14 protein-coding genes and 1 pseudogene are annotated in these 18160 nt (G+C 71.4%); 12 read left to right on the top strand and 3 right to left on the bottom strand.

Features of this window, described 5'->3' with window-relative positions:
* Nucleotides 1-3: 3 nt before the first annotated feature.
* From Ani05nite_RS33820 to Ani05nite_RS33805, 4 genes are all read left to right on the top strand, one after another.
* On the top strand, nt 4-1509 hold the full coding sequence (locus Ani05nite_RS33820; RefSeq protein WP_377882337.1) for a M28 family metallopeptidase: 1506 nt from the start codon (nt 4-6) through the stop codon (nt 1507-1509).
* 147 nt (nt 1510-1656) lie between these two features.
* Complete coding sequence (locus Ani05nite_RS33815) at nt 1657-3003, top strand: hemolysin family protein (protein WP_203775145.1); 1347 nt, start codon at nt 1657-1659, stop codon at nt 3001-3003.
* Nucleotides 3000-4055 (top strand): hemolysin family protein, encoded by a 1056-nt coding sequence (locus Ani05nite_RS33810; RefSeq protein ID WP_203775143.1) that lies wholly within the window; start codon nt 3000-3002, stop codon nt 4053-4055. Before Ani05nite_RS33815 ends, Ani05nite_RS33810 begins: the two co-directional genes overlap by 4 nt.
* Entirely contained in the window at nt 4055-4834 is a 780-nt protein-coding gene (locus Ani05nite_RS33805; RefSeq protein WP_203775141.1) for a sporulation protein, read from the top strand. The genes Ani05nite_RS33810 and Ani05nite_RS33805 overlap by 1 nt, the downstream gene beginning before the upstream one ends.
* A gap of 141 nt (nt 4835-4975) precedes the next feature.
* Here Ani05nite_RS33805 and leuE read toward each other — a convergent pair whose 3' ends face one another.
* The gene (leuE, locus tag Ani05nite_RS33800; RefSeq protein ID WP_203775139.1) at nt 4976-5668 is read right to left on the bottom strand and encodes a leucine efflux protein LeuE; all 693 of its coding nucleotides are present in this window, start codon (nt 5666-5668) and stop codon (nt 4976-4978) included.
* Between the two features lie 148 nt (nt 5669-5816).
* Entirely contained in the window at nt 5817-7055 is a 1239-nt protein-coding gene (locus Ani05nite_RS33795; protein ID WP_239130903.1) for a bifunctional pyridoxamine 5'-phosphate oxidase family protein/GNAT family N-acetyltransferase, read from the bottom strand.
* Between the two features lie 46 nt (nt 7056-7101).
* Here Ani05nite_RS33795 and Ani05nite_RS33790 point away from each other — a divergent pair, with 46 nt between their 5' ends.
* From Ani05nite_RS33790 to Ani05nite_RS33765, 6 genes and pseudogenes are all read left to right on the top strand, one after another.
* Nucleotides 7102-8448 carry an aminotransferase class I/II-fold pyridoxal phosphate-dependent enzyme gene (locus Ani05nite_RS33790; RefSeq protein ID WP_203775137.1) on the top strand — a complete coding sequence of 449 codons (1347 nt, stop codon included), beginning with the start codon at nt 7102-7104 and terminating at the stop codon, nt 8446-8448.
* 177 nt (nt 8449-8625) lie between these two features.
* Nucleotides 8626-9288: a UdgX family uracil-DNA binding protein gene (locus tag Ani05nite_RS33785; RefSeq protein ID WP_203775135.1), complete on the top strand. Its 663-nt coding sequence runs from the start codon at nt 8626-8628 to the stop codon at nt 9286-9288.
* A 237-nt stretch (nt 9289-9525) separates the two neighbouring features.
* Complete coding sequence (locus tag Ani05nite_RS33780) at nt 9526-9726, top strand: DUF3046 domain-containing protein (protein ID WP_203775133.1); 201 nt, start codon at nt 9526-9528, stop codon at nt 9724-9726.
* A gap of 198 nt (nt 9727-9924) precedes the next feature.
* A complete protein-coding gene (gene recA / locus Ani05nite_RS33775) occupies nt 9925-10971 on the top strand; it encodes a recombinase RecA (protein ID WP_203775131.1) in 1047 nt (348 codons plus the stop codon).
* A gap of 720 nt (nt 10972-11691) precedes the next feature.
* A pseudogene (locus tag Ani05nite_RS33770) lies at nt 11692-12318 on the top strand (regulatory protein RecX); the annotation flags it as partial.
* Nucleotides 12319-13050: 732 nt separating this feature from the next.
* Complete coding sequence (locus Ani05nite_RS33765) at nt 13051-13770, top strand: hypothetical protein (protein ID WP_203775129.1); 720 nt, start codon at nt 13051-13053, stop codon at nt 13768-13770.
* A gap of 422 nt (nt 13771-14192) precedes the next feature.
* Here the strand turns inward: Ani05nite_RS33765 and Ani05nite_RS33760 are convergent, their stop codons facing one another.
* Entirely contained in the window at nt 14193-14579 is a 387-nt protein-coding gene (locus Ani05nite_RS33760) for a hypothetical protein (RefSeq protein WP_203775127.1), read from the bottom strand.
* Nucleotides 14580-15191: 612 nt separating this feature from the next.
* Here Ani05nite_RS33760 and Ani05nite_RS33755 point away from each other — a divergent pair.
* The gene (locus tag Ani05nite_RS33755; RefSeq protein WP_203775125.1) at nt 15192-15782 is read left to right on the top strand and encodes a hypothetical protein; all 591 of its coding nucleotides are present in this window, start codon (nt 15192-15194) and stop codon (nt 15780-15782) included.
* 376 nt (nt 15783-16158) lie between these two features.
* A complete protein-coding gene (rny, locus tag Ani05nite_RS33750; protein ID WP_203775123.1) occupies nt 16159-17883 on the top strand; it encodes a ribonuclease Y in 1725 nt (574 codons plus the stop codon).
* Nucleotides 17884-18160: the final 277 nt, after the last annotated feature.

The following is an 18160-nucleotide window of genomic DNA, read 5'->3' as shown; positions in this document are numbered from 1 at the left end:
TTCATCGGCGCTACAGCCCTGGTCGGCGCCCTCTTCGCCATTCCCGCCCAGGCCGCCCCCGTCCTGGCGGCCGCGGCGGCCCCGCCGGACATCGCCGTCGCGAACGTCAAGGCGCACCTGAACCAGCTCCAGTCGATCGCCACCGCCAACGGCGGCAACCGCGCGCACGGCCGGCCCGGCTACCTGGCCTCGGTCACCTACGTCAAGGGCCTGCTCGACGCCGCCGGCTTCACCACCCAGCAGCAGTCGTTCACCTACAACGGCGCGACCGGGTACAACCTCATCGCGGACTGGCCCGGCGGGGACACCTCGGACACGGTGATGATCGGCGCGCACCTGGACAGCGTCACGGCCGGGCCCGGCATCAACGACAACGGCTCCGGCTCCGCGGCCAACCTCGAGGTGGCCCTCGCGGTCGCCCGTACCGGCTTCCAGCCCACCCGGCACCTGCGCTTCGGCTGGTGGGGCGCCGAGGAACTGGGCCTGCGCGGCTCCACGGCATACGTGAACTCGCTGAGCTCGGCCCAGAAGGCCGCCATCGGCGCGTACCTGAACTTCGACATGGTCGCCTCGCCGAACCCCGGCTACTTCCTGTACGACGGCGACAACTCCGACGGCACCGGCGCGGGCCCCGGCCCCGCGGGCTCCGCCGAGATCGAGGACACGCTGGAGGCGTACTTCGCCTCGATCGGCGTGCCGACCCGGGGCACCGACTTCGACGGGCGCAGCGACTACGGCCCGTTCATCTCGGCGGGCATCCCCGCCGGCGGCATCTTCACCGGTGCGGAGGGCCGCAAGACCTCGGCCCAGGTCAGCCTCTGGGGCGGTACGACCGGCGCGTTCGACCCCTGCTACCACGCCGCCTGCGACACCATCGCGAACCTCAACGACACGGCGCTGGACCGCAACTCCGACGCGATCGCCTCGGCCGTGTGGTCGCTGTCCTCCGGCACCGTGCCGCCGCCCACCGGCGAGACGGTGTACTCGGACACGTTCGAGACCGCCACCGGCTGGACCACCAACGCGGGCGGCACGGACACGGCCACCCTGGGTCAGTTCGAGCGCGGCGACCCGGCGGCCACCACCTCCGGCGTGGCGACCCAGCTCGGCACCACCGTGAGCGGCAGCAACGACCTGGTCACCGGCGCGGCGGCGGGTGCCAGCGCCGGCGCCAACGACGTGGACGGCGGCGCCACCACCGTCCGGTCCCCGGCGATCACGCTGCCCACCGGCACGCTGAGCCTGTCGTTCTCGTGGTACCTGGCCCACCTGAACAACGCCACGAGCGGCGACTACTTCCGGGTCCGGGTGATCTCCGGCACGACCACCACCACGGTCTTCACCCAGGCCGGGGCGGCCAGCAACCGGGCCGCCGCGTGGCAGACGGCCACCGTCAACCTCTCCGCGTACGCCGGGCAGTCGATCCGGCTCCAGGTCGAGGCGGCGGACACCGGCACGGCCAGCCTCGTCGAGGCGGCTGTGGACAACGTCACCATCACCCGGGCCTGACGCACGGGGCCAGGCGGGGGTGCGGCTCAGGCCGTACCCCCGCTCGGGTTTCTCCCAGCGACCGCGCAGCCCCCGCTGCTATCTTTTGTCGATGAGCGGCAGTATCCAGCCGGGCTCGGCCCGGCTTCTGGTCTTCCCGGTCCGGCCATGTTGATCCTGGTCGGCCTTCTTCTTGTCATCCTGGTGACGGCCGTGACGGGCTACTTCGTCGCCCAGGAGTTCGGCTACGTCGCGGTCGACCGCAGCCGCCTGCGCCAGCAGGCCGAGCACGGCGACAAGGCCGCGCTCCGGGCGCTCCGGGTCACCGAACGGCTCTCGTTCGTGCTGTCCGGCGCGCAGCTCGGCATCACCGTCACCGCCCTGATCGTCGGCTACGTCGCGGAGCCGTTCCTCGGTGAGGGGCTCGCGGACCTGCTCGGCGTGGCCGGCGTGCCGGCCGCGGTGAGCATGCCGCTCGCGATCGTGCTGGCCCTGCTCATCGCCACCGTCGTGCAGATGGTCCTGGGCGAGCTGGCCCCGAAGAACTTCGCCATCGCCCGCGCCGAGTCGCTGGCCAAGGCGCTCGGCCGCTCCACGCTGCTGTATCTGGCGGTCTTCGGGCCGGTCATCAGACTCTTCGACGTCGCCGCGGCCAAGCTGCTGCGCCGGGTCGGCATCGAGCCGATCGAGGAGCTGCCCGAGGGCGCCACCGAGGAGGACCTCGAGCAGATCATCGCCGAGTCCCGTGCCGAGGGCCACCTCGACCCGGAGCTGTCCGCGCTGCTCGACCGCGGCCTGGACTTCCGCCGCCGGACCGCGGCCGAGGTGATGGTGCCCCGGGTGGACGTGCACACGGTCCGCGGCAGCGACCCGGCTGCGCGCGTGGTGCAGCTGCTGGACACCGGCCGCTCCCGGTTCCCGGTCCGCGCCGACGCCGGCGTGGACGAGATCATCGGGGTGGTCGGCATCGCCGACGTGCTGGCGGTGCCCGCGGCCGACCGCGCGACGGTGCCGGTCGAGACGCTGATCGTGCCGCCGCTGTTCGTGCCGTCCTCGCTGCGGCTGCCCGGGGTGCTGGACCGGCTGCGCGGCGACCACCGCCAGCTGGCCTGCGTCGTCGACGAGTACGGCGGCTTCGCCGGCATCATCACCCTGGAGGACATCGCCGAGGAACTGGTCGGCCCGATCCGCGACGAGGACGACCTGCCCGAGCCCGCGCCGGCCCGGCAGCAGGACGGCTCGTGGATCGTCCCGGCCCGCTGGCGCATCGACGAGGTGAGCGACGCGACCGGCGTCGACCTGCCCGAGAGCGACGAGTACGACACGGTGTCCGGCCTGGTGATGTCGGCCCTGGGCCGGGTGCCGCAGGTGGGCGACGCGGTGTCGCTGGCCTCCGGCACCGACCTGGCGGTGCTGTCGGTGGACCGGCACGTGCCGCAGGCCGTACGCCTGTCCGCCACCCCGGCCCGCGCCGTCTCCGCCACCGCCCGCGCCCACGAGGAGCAGTCCCGATGAGCCCCACCTGGGCCGCGATCAGCTCCGTGCTGCTGCTCGCCGGGAACGCGTTCTTCGTCGCCGCCGAGTTCGCCCTGGTGGCCAGCAAGCGCTACCGGCTGGAACACGCCGCCGCCGGGGGCAGCCGCGCCGCGCGGGCGGCCCTGGACGGCAGCCGCGAGCTGTCCCTGATGCTGGCCGCCGCCCAGCTCGGCATCACCCTGTGCTCGCTGGGCCTGGGCGCGCTGGCCGAGCCGGCCATCGAACACCTGGTCCACCCGCTGCTGCACGGCATCGGCCTGCCGGACGTGCCCAGCGGCATCATCGCGTTCCTGCTGGCGCTGCTCGTCGTCACGTTCCTGCACCTGGTGCTGGGCGAGATGATGCCGAAGTCGTGGGCGATCACCGACCCGGAACGCTCGGTGACGCTGCTGGCGCTGCCGTTCCGCGGCTTCGTCCGGCTGGTCCGCCCGGCCCTGGTGGCGCTGAACGCGCTGGCCAACCTGGCCCTGAAGCCGTTCGGGGTGCACCCGCAGGACCAGCTCGCCCAGGCGCACGGCCCGCAGGAGATGCACATCCTGCTGGAACGCTCCCGGGCGGAGGGCCTGATCGGCGCGGAGCAGACGGAGCTGCTGACCAGCATGCTGAAGCTGCAGGACACCAAGGTCGGCGACGTCATGACCCCCGACGACCAGCTGGTGACGATCCCGCCGGACGCCCCGGCGCTGGAGGTGGAGGCGGCCTCGCTGCGCAGCGGCCGGTCCCGGCTGGCCGTGGTGATGCCGTCCGGCGAGGTGCTCGGCGTCGTGCACGTCCGGGACGCGATCCGGGTCACCACCCCGGGCGGCTCCGCGACCGCGGCCGAGCTGATGGACCCGCCGTTCACCCTGGAGGCGGCGGTGACGGTGACCGACGCGGTGACCCGGATGCGCGCCGCCCGCGCGCAGTTCGCGCTGGTCACCCGGGCCCGGGCCCGGGTCGGCTTCGTGGCCCTGGAGGACCTGCTGGAGCAGGTGATCGGCGAGTTCGACGACGAGACGGACCCGGTGCCGGTGGGAAGGCGCATGCGCTGATGGTCTTCGCGAGAATGCGGCGGGCGTTCGGGGTCGGCGGCCCGAGCGTCGACACGGTCCTGGCCGATCCGGCCTCCCGCCCCGGCGGCACGCTGACCGGCACGGTGCGGGTGGCCGGCGGCGACTACGACGTGCTGATCGACAACATCGTGCTGGCCCTGGTGACCCGCGCGGAGGCGGAGGACGGCGAAGCGCTGCTGGACTTCCACCGGGCGTCGGTGGCGGGCAACTTCACGCTGGCCGCCGGCGCCCGCGAGGACATCCCGTTCACCCTGGCGGTGCCGTGGGAGACGCCGGTGACCCACCTGGCCGGCAAGCCGCTCGCGGGCATGACGATGGGCGTGCGCACCGAGCTGTCGGTGGCGAAATCGGTCGACCGCGGCGACCTGGACGCGGTGGAGATCCACCCGCTGCCGGCCCAGGAAACCATCCTGGCGGCCTTCGACCGCCTGGGCTTCCAGCTGAGGCACGCCGACGTCGAACGCGGCGGGATCTACGGGGTACGCCAGGAGCTGCCGTTCTACCAGGAGATCGAGTACGCGGCCCCGCCGGAGCACGCCTCGTCGATGGACGAGGTGGAGGTGACGTTCGTGGCCGACCGCGAGGGTGTCGAGGTGATCCTGGAGTTCGACAAGCGTGGGGGGTTGTTGCGGGAGGGGCGGGACTCCTATGCGCGGTACCGGGTGGCGCATGGGGACGTCTCGGGGGTTGATGTGGTCTCGGTGGTGGAGGGGTGGGTTCGGCGGGGGGTTGTTTCGCTTCGGGGTGGGGCGGGGTAGCGGTTCGGTTTTGTGTGGGGCGCTGTCTCCGTTTGATGGGGTTGTGTGGCTTGCGCTTCCATGGCTCCCGAACCGCGCCACAGCCCCGGAGCCAGACCTCGAGCTTTGCCCGATAGGTGGCGCGCCGGCCCGAACCGGTGGTCAGCCGGTGGTAGCAGTGGCGAGTTTGACGCCGAAGCCGACGAAAACCGCCCCCACCCCGGTAGCGACGCCCGCGGAGAGTCGCCGCCGGCGCCGGAACTGGCCGGCCAGGAACTGGCCCCCGAAGATCAGTGCGGTGAGGTAGAGCGCGCTGAACACCTGCAGGACGGCGCCGAGGACCAGGAACGAGAGCGCGGGATGGGCGTACCCCGGCTCGACGAACTGGATGAAGAACGAGACCACGAACAGGATCGCCTTCGGGTTGAGCAGACTGACGACCAGGGCTCGGCGGAACGGCCGCTGCAGGCCGGCGCTGAGCCCGGTCGGCCGCCCGTCCTCCGCCAACCGCTTGCGTTCGTCTGTCTGCCTGTGACCCTCAGCGTCCCGCACCTTGCGCCAAGCGCCGCGGATGATGCCGAGCCCCACCCACGCCAGGTAGGCGGCGCCAGCGTATTTGATCACCATGAAGACCGGCGGATAGGCCCGGAGCAGGGATGCGACCCCGGCGGCGGCCAGCGCCATGAGCACGGCGTCGCCGATGAACACCCCGGCGGCGGCCCGATATCCCGCGCGGACCCCGCGTTGCGCGCCAACGGTCAACACGAAGATCGAGTTGGGCCCGGGCAACAGCACGATCGCGGCAGTGCCCAGCACGTACGTCCAGAAGTCGGTGATTCCCAGCACGGCTCCCATCCTCAGCGTGTCGGCGCCGGGCCGGCAGTGCCCGGAGAGTCAGAACGTTGTGGCCTTGCCCACGGCGCCAAGGACGCTGTCACCGCCCGTCAGCCCGTCAGCCCGTCAGCCCGTCAGCCCGTCAGCCCGTCAGGCCACGGCCCAGCCGTCACGCCGCCGCCAGCCGGGCCCGGAGCCGTTCGGCCGCGGCGGGCCATTCCTCCACCGTCATGGCGAACAGCACCGTGTCCCGCCACGTGCCGTCAGGCCGCAGCCGATGCCGCCGAATCACTCCGTCCCGCGTCGCGCCCAGCCGCGCGATGGCCCGCTGCGACCGCTCGTTGCGGATGTCGGTGTACCAGAACACCCGTTCCGCGCCGAGCACCTCGAAGGCCCGCCGGAGCAACATCAGCTTCGCCTCGGTGTTCACCCCGGTACGCCACCACCGGCGCCCCAGGACGGTGTGGCCGATGCCGACGGCCCGCCGTTCCGTATCGATGTCGTGATAGCTCGTCATGCCCATCACCTCGCCGGTCCGCGGATCCACCTGCGCCCACGACACCCGCTCGCCTTCCCACTGCTGGCGGGCGGCGACGGTGATGAGTTCGCTGATCTCGGCGACGCCGCGCGGCCGTTCGGTGGGCAGGAACTGCCACACCTCGTCGTCCCCCAACGCCGCGAGCAGTCCGTCCGCGTGCCCGGGAGCGAGGGGCTCCAGCGCGACGTGTTCTCCGCGCATCGGCGCCGCGAGGTGCCACGGCGACGTCGGTCCCGGCAGGTAGGCGGGCGGTGGCCCGCTCACTCCGGCATCCGGCTCGGGCGGCCCGGCGATCCGGCGGAGCGGCAGCACGCCGGCCCAGTGCGACAGGGACGCGTCCTCGATGTCGTCGGCGACGCCACCGGTGCGGGCCCGTACGGAGACCTCGACGAGCGGCAGCGCCAGCACCGTGGTCGTCGCCAGTTCCCGGGCCGTCGGCGGTCTGCTCTCCGCGCTGCGGCCGCGGCCCATCCGCTCCACCAGGGCGTTCATCGCTGCCCGCTTCTCGGCCTCGTCCGCAACCGGCCGGGCGTTGCCGTGCACCACCACCGACCGATAGTTCGCACTGTGGTGGAACTGGGAGCGGGCGTAGACGATGCCGTCGAGCAGCGTCACCGACACGGCGACCGGCACGCCGTCGGCACGGGCCTGCAACCCGAGGCGTCCGCCCGTGGAGGCGTGCAGGTACAAGGTGTCCTCCACACGCACGTGCAGTGTGGGCAGAACCCGCGGCTCACCGTCGACCACGAAGGCGACGGAACAGTCGTACGCCTCGTCGAGAATGGCGTGCGCCTTCTCCCGCTCGTAGTGCATGCGGTCGCGGTTCCGGGTCGCCGTGGTCCGAGCGGTGGGCTGGTAGAGGCCGGTCACGGGACCCTCCTTGCGTTGAAGCTTGTACTAGTACACAATCTCTCGTGTGTCAGCACAGTATCAGGTCACCGGTTCCAGCGCCGCCTCGATTTCCGCGAGCATCGAGGCCGGGGTCCGTCACGGCGACTGGGGATGGGGCGATCGACTGCCGCCCATCCGGGTCCTCGCCGACAACCTGCACGTCAGCCCGGCGACGGTCGCCAAGGCCTATCAGGAGCTGCGGCAGCGCGGCATCGTCGAGTCCGTGGGCCGGCAGGGCACCCGGATCAGGGTCCGGCCGGCGGTGGCCGGCCCGCGTTCCGCGCTGCGCCTGCCGGTGCCGCCGGGCGCGCTCGACCTCTCGGCCGGCGACCCGGACACCCGGCTGCTGCCGGCCCTGGGCAGGCATCTGCGGGCGGTGTCCGAGGAGGTCGGTCCACCCCTGGGGTACGCGGCAGCCGGCGCGATGCCCCAGCTCGTGGACGCGGCCCGGCCCCGTCTCGCCGCCGACGGGGTGCCCGTCGACGACGCCGCCATCACCGTCACCAACGGCACTCTCGACGCCATCGAGCGACTCCTGACGGCCCATCTGCGACCCGGCGACTCGGTCGCGGTGGAGGACCCGGGCTGGGCCAACCTGCTCGACCTCCTGGCCGCCCTGGGCCTCACCGCCGTCCCGGTCGCCGTCGACGACGACGGTCCGCTGCCCGATCACCTCGGGGCCGCTCTCGCCTCCGGTGTGGGCGCGGCGGTGATCACTGCGCGCGCGCAGAACCCCACCGGAGCCGCAGTCAGCGCCGAGCGTGCCACCGAGCTACGCGCCGTTCTCGCCGACCGACCCGACGTGCTCCTCATCGAGGACGACCACGCCGCCGAGCTGGCCGGTGTACCCCTGCACTGCCTCGGTGGCGTGACCAGGTCGTGGGCGTTCGTCCGGTCCGCCTCGAAGCCGTTCGGTCCCGATCTGCGCATCGCCGTCCTGGCCGGCGACGAGGCGACGATCGCCCGCGTGGTGGGCCGCATGCGCATCGGGGCCGGTTGGGTGTCCACATTGCTGCAACGCCTCCTGCTGAGGCTGTGGCTGGACGAGGAAGCCCAGGCCCACATCGTCGCGGCAGGCGCGGACTACGACCGGCGGCGCCGTTCGCTGTGCGAGGCGCTCGGGGCCAGGGGAGTGCGGGCGCGCGGTGCCACCGGCATCAACATCTGGGTCACCGTCGAGGACGAGACCAGCATGGTGGCCAGCCTGCGCGACGCCGGCTATGCGGTCGCTCCGGGTTCCTTGTTCCGCATGCAGGCGCCTCCCGGCGTACGGCTGACAGTGAGCCCCGTGGATGATGACGCGATCGAGGCCCTGGCCGACAAGGTCGCCGCTGCGGCCCGGCCCACCGCCGTGTCGGCTCCCTCGCGATGATCCCCGCCGCGTCGTCGGCCGCGACGATCCGGAATCCACCAACACCGCCCGATTTCCGCACGCGAGTCGTTCTCCCGAGGGCACCAGCCACGGCTGCCGCATCGAGCCCGCATGTCGATCATGCTCGATCCGGTGAGCCCCGCGCGTGGACCGCCCGCCAAGGGGTAGAACGTCTGCATGGCTACGACGCAAGCCCCGCCCGGTGCCCAGGAGTTCATCCCCGCCGACGCGCACAGCCTCGGCGAGCTCAAGGCGGCGGCGCCCGCCTGCCGCGGCTGCGAGCTCTACGAGGACGCCACCCAGGTGGTCTTCGGCCGAGGCGCCGAACACGCCCGGCTGGTGCTGGTGGGGGAGCAGCCCGGGGACATCGAGGACCAGCAGGGCCTGCCGTTCGTGGGCCCGGCGGGACGGCTGCTGCGCGATGCGGTCGGCGACGCGGGCATCGACCCGTCGGTCATCTATCTGACCAACACGGTGAAGCACTTCCGTTTCGAGCTGCGCGGCAAGCGCCGCATCCACCAGACGCCGGGCCCGGCGCACATCACCGCCTGCCGGCCGTGGCTGGTCGCGGAGTTCTCGCTGCTGAAGCCGGATCTGGTGGTGGCGCTCGGCGCGACCGCGGCCAAGGCCCTGTTCGGACCGTCGTTCCGGGTCACCAGGTCGCGCGGCGAGCTGCTGCCCTGGCCGGCCTCGGCCCAGCGGCCGCAGGACTTCCCGGTCGCCGAGTCGCGCGCCCTGGCCACGATCCATCCGTCCGCGGTGCTGCGGGCCGACGACCGGGACGCCGCCTACCGCGGCCTGGTCGACGACCTCAAGGTCGCCGCGGAGGTGCTGGCCTGACGGGGTACGCGCACCTCGCCGGTGCTGTCTCGCGGCAAGAGCGACCGGCCGGGCCGCCAGCCTGGCTGAACCCGCTCAAGACGGGGTAAATCCGACGCGAGACCCCACGAGCCGCCGACTGCCGTGGCGCTCCCCGGCGTGCGCTCGGCAAAAGGTCCACAGTCTTCCGTCAAAGTGACGTGCATCTCAGCGTGGTGGCAAGGAGGGCCTCTCGGCCGCCGCGGGTACGCTTTCCCCGTGCGGTTGACGGACTTCTGGGGGCGCCTTGAACAGGCCTTCGGCCCCGCCTATGCGCGGAGTCTCGCCGCGGACCAGACGTTTTCCGCCCTCGGCGGACGCACCATTAACGAATCCATAGCTCAGGGTGTGGAGACGGTTACTATCTGGCGTGCGGTGGTTTCCGCGTACCCCGATCGGGTGCCTTCCCGCCTGCGCTGACGTCTTTTTTCGTACGCTTGTTCTGGCGTGTCGCTCGTAGTCGTACACCTGTTCGGCTATTCTCCTCGGCGGCGTAGTCATCCACAGGTCAGGGCCGGCCGCCGGTTTTTGTCAGACCCAAGGTCTAGCGTGACCCGCGTGGTGAACAGAAGCTCTTCGGCGAAGACGCCTGGGAAGTCGAATACAGGGGTGGCGGACATGGTGGCAGGACCTGACCGGGACAAGGCGCTAGATCTTGCTCTCGCGCAGATCGACAAGCAGTTCGGCAAGGGCTCGGTGATGCGCCTCGGGGAACGGCCGGTCATCCAGATGGCCGTCATCCCCACCGGCTCCATCGCGCTCGACATCGCGCTCGGCGTCGGCGGCCTGCCGCGCGGCCGCGTCATCGAGGTCTACGGACCGGAGTCCAGCGGTAAGACGACGGTGGCCCTGCACGCGGTGGCGAACGCCCAGCGCAACGGCGGCATCGCGGCGTTCATCGACGCGGAGCACGCGCTCGACCCGGAGTATGCGCGCAACCTCGGCGTCGACACGGACGCGCTGCTCGTGTCCCAGCCCGACACCGGTGAGCAGGCGCTGGAGATCGCGGACATGCTGATCCGTTCCGGCGCGCTCGACATCATCGTCATCGACTCGGTGGCCGCGCTCGTGCCGCGCGCCGAGATCGAGGGCGAGATGGGCGACAGCCACGTCGGTCTGCAGGCCCGCCTGATGAGCCAGGCGCTCCGCAAGATCACCGGCATCCTGAACAACTCCGGCACGACCGCGATCTTCATCAACCAGCTCCGCGAGAAGATCGGCGTCATGTTCGGCTCGCCCGAGACCACCACCGGTGGCCGGGCGCTGAAGTTCTACTCGTCGGTGCGTCTCGATGTGCGCCGCATCGAGAGCCTCAAGGACGGCACGGACGTGGTGGGTAACCGCACCCGGGTCAAGGTCGTGAAGAACAAGGTCGCCGCGCCCTTCAAGCAGGCCGAGTTCGACATCATGTACGGCAAGGGCATCTCCCGCGAGGGCTCGCTGATCGACGTCGGCGTCGAGCAGAGCATCGTGCGCAAGTCCGGCGCCTGGTACACGTACGACGGTGACCAGCTGGGCCAGGGCAAGGAGAAGGCGCGCGAGTTCCTGAAGGAGAACCCGGACGTAGCCGCCGAAATCGAGAAGAAGATCCTCGAGAAGCTGGGCGTCGGCCAGACCACCGGCGACGCCGCCGGCGGCCCGGAACTGCCCCCGGTCGACTTCTGATCCGTACCCATGCCGACGCCACCGTCCATCGAACCCGGCCCGCGAGGGCCGGGTTCGACCCGGCGAGCCGCCGGGCTGTGGCCTGCGGTCCGATCAGATGAGGTAAGCGCGGAAGAGCGGAATGCCGTGAGAACTACGGTGCGTGTGGTCAGAACACCTCTGCCCGCCTCGAAGTTCCCGCCGTCTTCTCTCCCAACGCCTCACGAAAGTCCTGAGAACGCACTGACGATGGAGCTCTCGCCCGCAGAAATGGCGAGATCCATCTCTCTGCCGGGGTGGAGCTGAGACATGGCCGGTCGGCGTGGCGCCAGGTCGGGACGAGGCTGGGATGCGATCCCCCCACGGCCGACGGCGGACGAGTCTCCCGATGCTGAACTCGGCCCCGACGACTCCGAACGCGGCAACGGCGCAGGCCGGCGCCGCTTCGGCTCGTCAGGCGGATCCTCGTCCGGAGCCTTCGGCGCATCCGGCAGTCGCGCCTTCGGCAGCGGAAGCCGCTCCGCCGCCGGCAGACGCCTCGCAAGCCGCGGCGACCGCACCGACGACCGCGGCGACCGCGGCGACCGCGCCGAGGCTCGTGACGGTCACACCGAGGCCCGTGACGGTCACACCGAGGCCGGTGGCGGACGCGCCGGCGACTCCGACGGACATGCCGGAGACCTCGACGGACGTGCCGGGGACCGCGGCCGGGGCGCGTGGGAAGACGACGGACTCACCGACAGCCGTGGCAAAGGTGCCGGCGGTCGCTGGCGTGCCGGCAGCGGCGGCCGCGGCGGGAAGGGCGCCACCGAGCGGCCCCCCGAGCCTCCGCGCAGCGAATCCGAGGTGGCACGGGACATCTGCCTCCGGCAACTCGCCGTGCGCCCCCGCACCCGCGCCGAGCTGGCGAAGGTGCTGGCCCGCAAGGAGATCTCCGAAGAGGTGATCGCGGAGGTCCTCGACCGTTACGACGAAGTCGGGATCATCGACGACGCGGCCTTCGCGCGGATGTGGGTGTCGACCCGGCACCAGGGGCGCGGGCTGGCCCGCCGGGCCCTCGCCAACGAGCTGCGCCAGCACGGCGTGGAGTCCGAGGTGGCCACCGAGGCGCTGGAGACCCTCGACGACGAGGCGGAGGCGACCACCGCGCGTGCCCTGGTGGACCGCAAGCTGCGCTCCGCGCGGGGCACACCGGACCAGGTGTTCCGCCGGCTCGTCGGCATGCTGGCCCGCAAGGGTTATCCGGCCGGCGTGGCCATCCAGGCGGTGAAGGAAGCGCTCGCGGCACGAGACGAGGAGGCCGCCGAATTCGCCGACCAGATCGACGCCGACGCCCTCGCGGACGAGGCAACCGATTCCCTGTCCTGACAGCTCGAGTCGTCTCCTCTTGCCGCCGCGATAAAACCGGCTGTTCCCCCGTCCCGGTAAGCGGCGCTCTTCGTCGTCCCGGCGAGTGCATGATGTCCGTGGTGGTGGCGAGCGGTGCCCTTCGTCATCTGGTGAACTCGAAGGCGGGCAGATGCGCGTCGACAACCAAATAGGCGCTCGCGAACCGTCCGCGAATCTCGATGCACCATGTCCGCCTCGCCAACCCCGTGGCGAGACAGGCGCCGTCACCGCTCACTATGGACATCGGCGAACCTTGGCGAGCCCCACCCGCCGGCCTTCAAGAACCGTTCACCGCCCACCGTTAAGCAACTGGTCTCGCGCAGCGGTGACCTGGATTTAGTTCTCGGGTTCGGACCCACCTCGCCGCTCCCCAGCCCGGCGCCCAGCGCCCGCGGGGCCGTCGATGGGTCCGAACGGAAGCATGTCGGTGTGACTGCACCGGAGTGTGCGCCCTTTCCGCGGCGCCGATGTGCCCGAGATGGCTCTGCGTGTAATCCTCTGGCGCCCGTACGCCTTGGCCGGCGCCTTTCCGCCATGGCTGCGGCCGGTTCGAAAACGCCCGCGACTGCCCGTCGGCGAGAGTTGTCCGACTTCTGCCATATTGTCAACCGTGGATAGAAGTCGGGCGCTGTTTCCCGGTAGGTTGCAGCCCGGACTAAGGGGACCGCTGTCCATTGCGGACGGCGGTCCTTCCACGGTACGGGGAGGAAAATGAAGACGAATCGACTCGCGCGCCATCGCGGCGTGCGTGCTGCGGCTCGATTGGGCGTCATCATCGGTGCCGTTGGTGTGGCTGCGTTCGCGGGCGCCAACGCCGCCAGCGCCGCGACCGTCACGGACTCCCTGCGGGGCGTCGCCGTGCTCGCCGAGCCGGCCACCGGCGACGACGGCACGGTGACCAAGGCCGAGGAGGATCCGCCGGGAGGCGGCGGTGGCACCGAGGACCCGGGTAACCCGGGTGGCGAGGACCCGGGTAACCCGGGCGGTGAGGACCCGGGTAACCCGGGCGGTGAGGACCCGGGTAACCCGGGCGGTGAGGACCCGGGTAACCCGGGCGGTGAGGACCCCGGCAACCCGGGTGGCGAGGACCCCGGCAACCCCGGTGGTGAGGACCCGGGAAGCCCCGGCGGTGAGGAGCCAGGGGGAGGCTCCGGTCCCACCGACCCGACCACTCCGCCTGACTCCGGCACGGGCGGCGGTTCCGGCTCCGACACTGATTCCGGCAACGGTGGCGGTTCCGGCAACGGCGGCGACAACGGCGACTCGAACACCGCAGGCAACGGCGGCGGTTCCAACGGCGGCGGCGGTGGCCTCCCGGTGACCGGCGCCAACGCCATCGGCATCGCGGGCCTCGGCGCCGCGATCGCCGCGGGCGGCGTGGGCCTCGTCCTCGTGACGCGGCGTCGTCGTCCCGAAGGCGCGGACGCCTGATCCGATCCGGATCATTCGGCTGCGAGTGCCCGGTCCGAACCGGACCGGGCACTCGCCCTGCCAACACCACCAGGACCTGACCGGTACGCCCGACAGCTCCGCATCGATCGACGATCACCACCCAGCCGAGCCGACCCCGACCCGCACCCGTCCGGGCTGGTTGCTCAGAAAGGCTGGCACCGGTGCCTCAGCAAGAGTCCGTGCCGGTGCCCCGGCAAGAGCCCGCGCCGAGCTCTCCGCAAGAGTCCGTGCTGGTGCCTCGGCAAGTCTCGGGCTGACGGCTCAGCAAGAGTCCCGGCTGATGGCTCGGCGCAGGAACGCGGGATGGTTCCTCAGCAAAGGTCCGGGCTGGTGGCTCGGCAAAGGGCGCGGGATGGTTGCTCAGCAAGGCCGGTTGCCCAGCGGGGGACCGCCCCAGTCGCTCAGCAAAGGCCCCGCCGATTGCCAGCAAAGCCCCCGCCCAGCACGGCCAACGCCGACCGCCCATCACGCACCCTGATGAGCCATAACCACCACCACGGCCCCGAAAGAACACCCCACCCCGAACCCCGCCCACCCCCACCAACCTGCAGATCCACAATCCACAGCTGATCTTCCGGGACCTCCCCGATCGCCCAGGGCTGGTAATCTGCTGCGTCGTGACAGACGACTTCCACCCTGCTCAGCGCGGTGGCGGCCCGCTTCGCGAGGACGCCGACGCGACGGCTCACGTCGTCCAGCACACCGCGCCCGCCGGCCAGCCCGAGGCCCCGCCCCTGGCCGCCGAAGTGCCTGCTCACTACCCCGATCCGGCCCACCAGCCCGGTCACCCGCAGACCTACCGGCCCGTCGCGCCGGCGATCCATCCCCAGGCGGCCGGCCCCGGACCCGCTCCCTATCCGACAGCCCTCGGCGCAACGACCCCGCCCGCCCCTGCAAATAGGGCCACAAGCGGCACACCTGGCTATCCCACCGCAACGCCCGCCGCCTGGAACACCGACCCGTCGGGAACGAACCCCGCCCCCGAAGGCGCCCCACCGCCTCCCCAAGCCGACGCGCCCCTCGAAGCAGACCCGGCCTACGGCGCAACCTTCGGCGCGACGCCACCGCCAGGAGCAGGCCCAACCTTCGGCGCGCCCCCACCGCCAGGACCAGGCCCAACCTTCGGCGCAACCGCACCGCCAGGAGCAAGCCCACCCCCACCGACCGATTCCTACCCGACCTCAGGAGCAAACTCCCCGTACGGACCAATCCCCACCTCGGGATCCGGCCCCACCTCAGCCCCACCGAACTGGTCCGCCGCCGACCCGATCTCCGGCAGCACCCCCCTCGCCGACCCGTACGGCTTCTCCTACAACCCGGGCCCCCGCATCGAGCCCACCCCCAAGCAGCCCAGAAGCCGCCTCCTCCTCCCCGCCCTGGCCGGCCTCCTCGCCGGCCTCGTGATCTTCGGAACCGGCGGCTGGTTCCTCGGCCGTTCCACCGCCGACGCCCCGGATCCCACCCCCACCCAGGCCGCCCCGGCCCCCAGCGCCGCCGCCCTGCCGCCGTACGAGCAGAACCAGGTGACGATCAACCAGCCGAAGTTCACCGGCCCGCTCGCCGTGGTCGCCCAGGGTTGGCTTCCGCAGCTTTCCGGCTGTTCCCGCAGCGGGGAGAAGGACGGCCCGGTGCTCAACAAGGGCGAGAAGACCCGCGTCCGCTGCGAGATGGACGCCATGAGTGTGATCTTCGTGGAGTACATGACCGTCGCCGATCGCGACAAGGCCCGGGTGAAGACGCTCGGTCAGAACGTCGATGCGCGCACCCTCACCCCGGGCGTCGCGGATGCCGCCGTCGAGCGGGCCAGCCCTTCGGGCCGGACCAACGGCAACTACGTGGAGTACGCGTACCAGACAGCCGGCCGGACTGTCAGCGGCATCTGGTGGGACGACTCGGCCACTCCGGTGGCCGCCTACCTGCTCGCGTACTGGAAGGAAGGGACCGGGCAGAAGTGGGAGCCGATGCGCGACGTCTGGGCCCGCTACGCCTGAATTGCCCCCAACGTTCCTGAGCAGGGCGTGAGCAGGTCTGTGCCCTACGTCCCATCCGCTGCCGAATCATGAGTCCTTGACCGAAGCGGCACTCGCGACCTAGCCTCGCGTTACACAAGGTTTGCTCGACCATCGCAGGCTAATCGCACAACATAGATCGCATTACATTACGGCATCACTTCCAGGCGCAGGGCGCCGTCGATGCCTCCGCCGCCCGCAGACCGCGCGGGTGGGGGCCAGACATACCCGGCGGTCGGCCATCGACGCCACTTGTGGCGCCGACGGCTGTTCACGCCTGCGGTTCCGTCGCCTTGGTCGGGCAACCCCTCAGGCAGCCGACGCAGTGATGCGGCGCGGCGAAGGGAGACTCGGCGAGATGACCGCCCTGGAGTGGGTACTCGTAGTGGCGTTCGTCGTTCTCGCCGTCTTCCTGGTGGTCGGGCTGTCCCTGGGTCTGCGCGCCCTGCGGCAACTGCAGGAGACGAAAACCGCCGACCGGGATCGTCGCGAGCAGACACTCGACGCCGCCAAGGCCAAGGTCGACGACGCGAACGCGAAGGCTGCGTCCGTACGCGCGGAAGCCGCCGCCGCCAAGGCGGAGGCCACCTCCGCCCGGGCCGAGGCCCGCCGGGTTCTGGAGGCCGCCCACGAGGAGGCCGACACGATCCTCGAGCACGCGCACCGCCAGGCCGAGTCCGACGCCGAGCAGGTCCGCGCGGCCGCCCGGCGCAGCGGCGAGCGCGAGGTCGCCCTGCTGAACGCGACGGCCAAGGAGCACGCCGCGGAGGTCGAGCGCCGCGCGGCCCGCATCGACGAGCGCGAACGCCTGCACGCCGACGAGGTGGAACGCCTGGTCGAGCGGGAGCGCCGGCTCGCCGCGATGGACACCGACCTGGCCGCGCGGGAGGCCGCGCTGTCCGTCCGCGAGGCCGAGCTGACCGCCGCGGAGGAGAGCCGCCGCAAGGAGCTCGAGCGGGTGGCCGGCCTGACCGCGGACGCCGCCCGCGCCGAGCTCATCGACTCGATCGAGAACCAGGCCAAGCGCGAGGCTGCGATCCTGATCCGCGACATCGAGAGCGAAGCCAAGCACACCGCCGACACCCGCGCCCGGCACATCGTGGTCGACGCCATCCAGCGGATCGCCAGCGAGCAGACCTCCGAGAGCGTGGTCAGCGTCCTGCACCTGCCCAGCGACGAGATGAAGGGCCGGATCATCGGCCGCGAGGGCCGCAACATCCGCGCCTTCGAGTCGACGACCGGCGTCAACCTGATCATCGACGACACCCCGGAAGCGGTGCTGCTCTCCTGCTTCGACCCGGTGCGCCGCGAGGTGGGCCGCCTCACGCTGGAGAAACTGGTCCTGGACGGCCGCATCCACCCGCACCGCATCGAGGAGGTCTTCGACAGCGCCCGCAGCGAGGTCGACCGGCTCTGCGAGCGCGCCGCCGAGGAGGCCCTGGTCGACGTCGGCATCACCGACATCCACCCGGAACTGGCCACGCTGCTGGGCCGCCTGCGCTACCGCACCAGCTACGGCCAGAACGTGCTCAAGCACCTGGTCGAAACGGCCCACATCGCCGGCATCATGGCCGCCGAACTCGGCCTCGACGTCCCGACCATCAAGCGGTCGGCCTTCCTGCACGACATCGGCAAGGCGCTGACCCACGAGGTCGAGGGCAGCCACGCGCTGATCGGCGCGGACCTGGCCCGCAAGTACGGCGAGTCCGACGACGTCGTGCACGCCATCGAAGCGCATCACAACGAGGTCCAGCCGCAGACGATCGAGGCCGTGCTGACCCAGGCCGCGGACGCCTGCTCCGGCGGCCGGCCGGGCGCGCGCCGCGAAAGCCTCGAGGCCTACGTGAAGCGCCTGGAGCGCATCGAGGAGATCGCCGCCGGCAAGGTCGGCGTCGACAAGGTCTTCGCGATGCAGGCCGGCCGCGAGATCCGCGTCATGGTCCGGCCCGAGGACGTGGACGACATCGGCGCGGCGGTGCTCGCCCGCGACGTCGCCAAGCAGATCGAGGAAGAACTCACCTATCCCGGACAAATCCGCGTGACGGTCGTCCGCGAATCCCGGGTGACGGAGCTGGCACGGTAACGACCGGTTCAAGATCAAAATCTTGAAGGCGATGTCGTGCCTGATTGCATGGCACCGACCGTCGCTCCCGCCGAACGCAAGGTCCGTGCTTTGTCCCATCCGGTTCGAGCTGGTTGCCTGGCCGGGCTTGTCTAGCGCCGGCACAGCCGGTGAGGGGCGCGGTTTTCCGAACCCGCGAGGCGGATTGACCTGCCTCCCTCGCTGGATCTTGAAGCGCTTGGACCTCAACGCACGGACGAACTCATCAAGATGCAGGCAGGCAGGCAGGCAGGCAGGC

Origin of the sequence: Actinoplanes nipponensis, from assembly GCF_016862275.1 — a bacterium.
GTDB classification, from domain to species: Bacteria; Actinomycetota; Actinomycetes; order Mycobacteriales; family Micromonosporaceae; genus Actinoplanes; species Actinoplanes nipponensis.
The sequence above is the reverse complement of the archived record's forward strand: the minus strand, read 5'-3'. Positions and strand labels throughout refer to the sequence as shown.

Excerpts from the sequence above, each read along its gene's own strand:
- Ani05nite_RS33815 (WP_203775145.1), top strand. The coding sequence starts at position 1,657 with ATGTTGATCCTGGTCGGCCTTCTTCTTGTCATCCTGGTGACGGCCGTG.
- Ani05nite_RS33810 (WP_203775143.1), top strand. The coding sequence starts at position 3,000 with ATGAGCCCCACCTGGGCCGCGATCAGCTCCGTGCTGCTGCTCGCCGGG.
- Ani05nite_RS33805 (WP_203775141.1), top strand. The coding sequence starts at position 4,055 with ATGGTCTTCGCGAGAATGCGGCGGGCGTTCGGGGTCGGCGGCCCGAGC.
- leuE (WP_203775139.1), bottom strand. The coding sequence starts at position 5,668 with ATGGGAGCCGTGCTGGGAATCACCGACTTCTGGACGTACGTGCTGGGC.
- Ani05nite_RS33785 (WP_203775135.1), top strand. The coding sequence starts at position 8,626 with ATGGCTACGACGCAAGCCCCGCCCGGTGCCCAGGAGTTCATCCCCGCC.
- recA (WP_203775131.1), top strand. The coding sequence starts at position 9,925 with ATGGTGGCAGGACCTGACCGGGACAAGGCGCTAGATCTTGCTCTCGCG.
- Ani05nite_RS33765 (WP_203775129.1), top strand. The coding sequence starts at position 13,051 with ATGAAGACGAATCGACTCGCGCGCCATCGCGGCGTGCGTGCTGCGGCT.
- rny (WP_203775123.1), top strand. The coding sequence starts at position 16,159 with ATGACCGCCCTGGAGTGGGTACTCGTAGTGGCGTTCGTCGTTCTCGCC.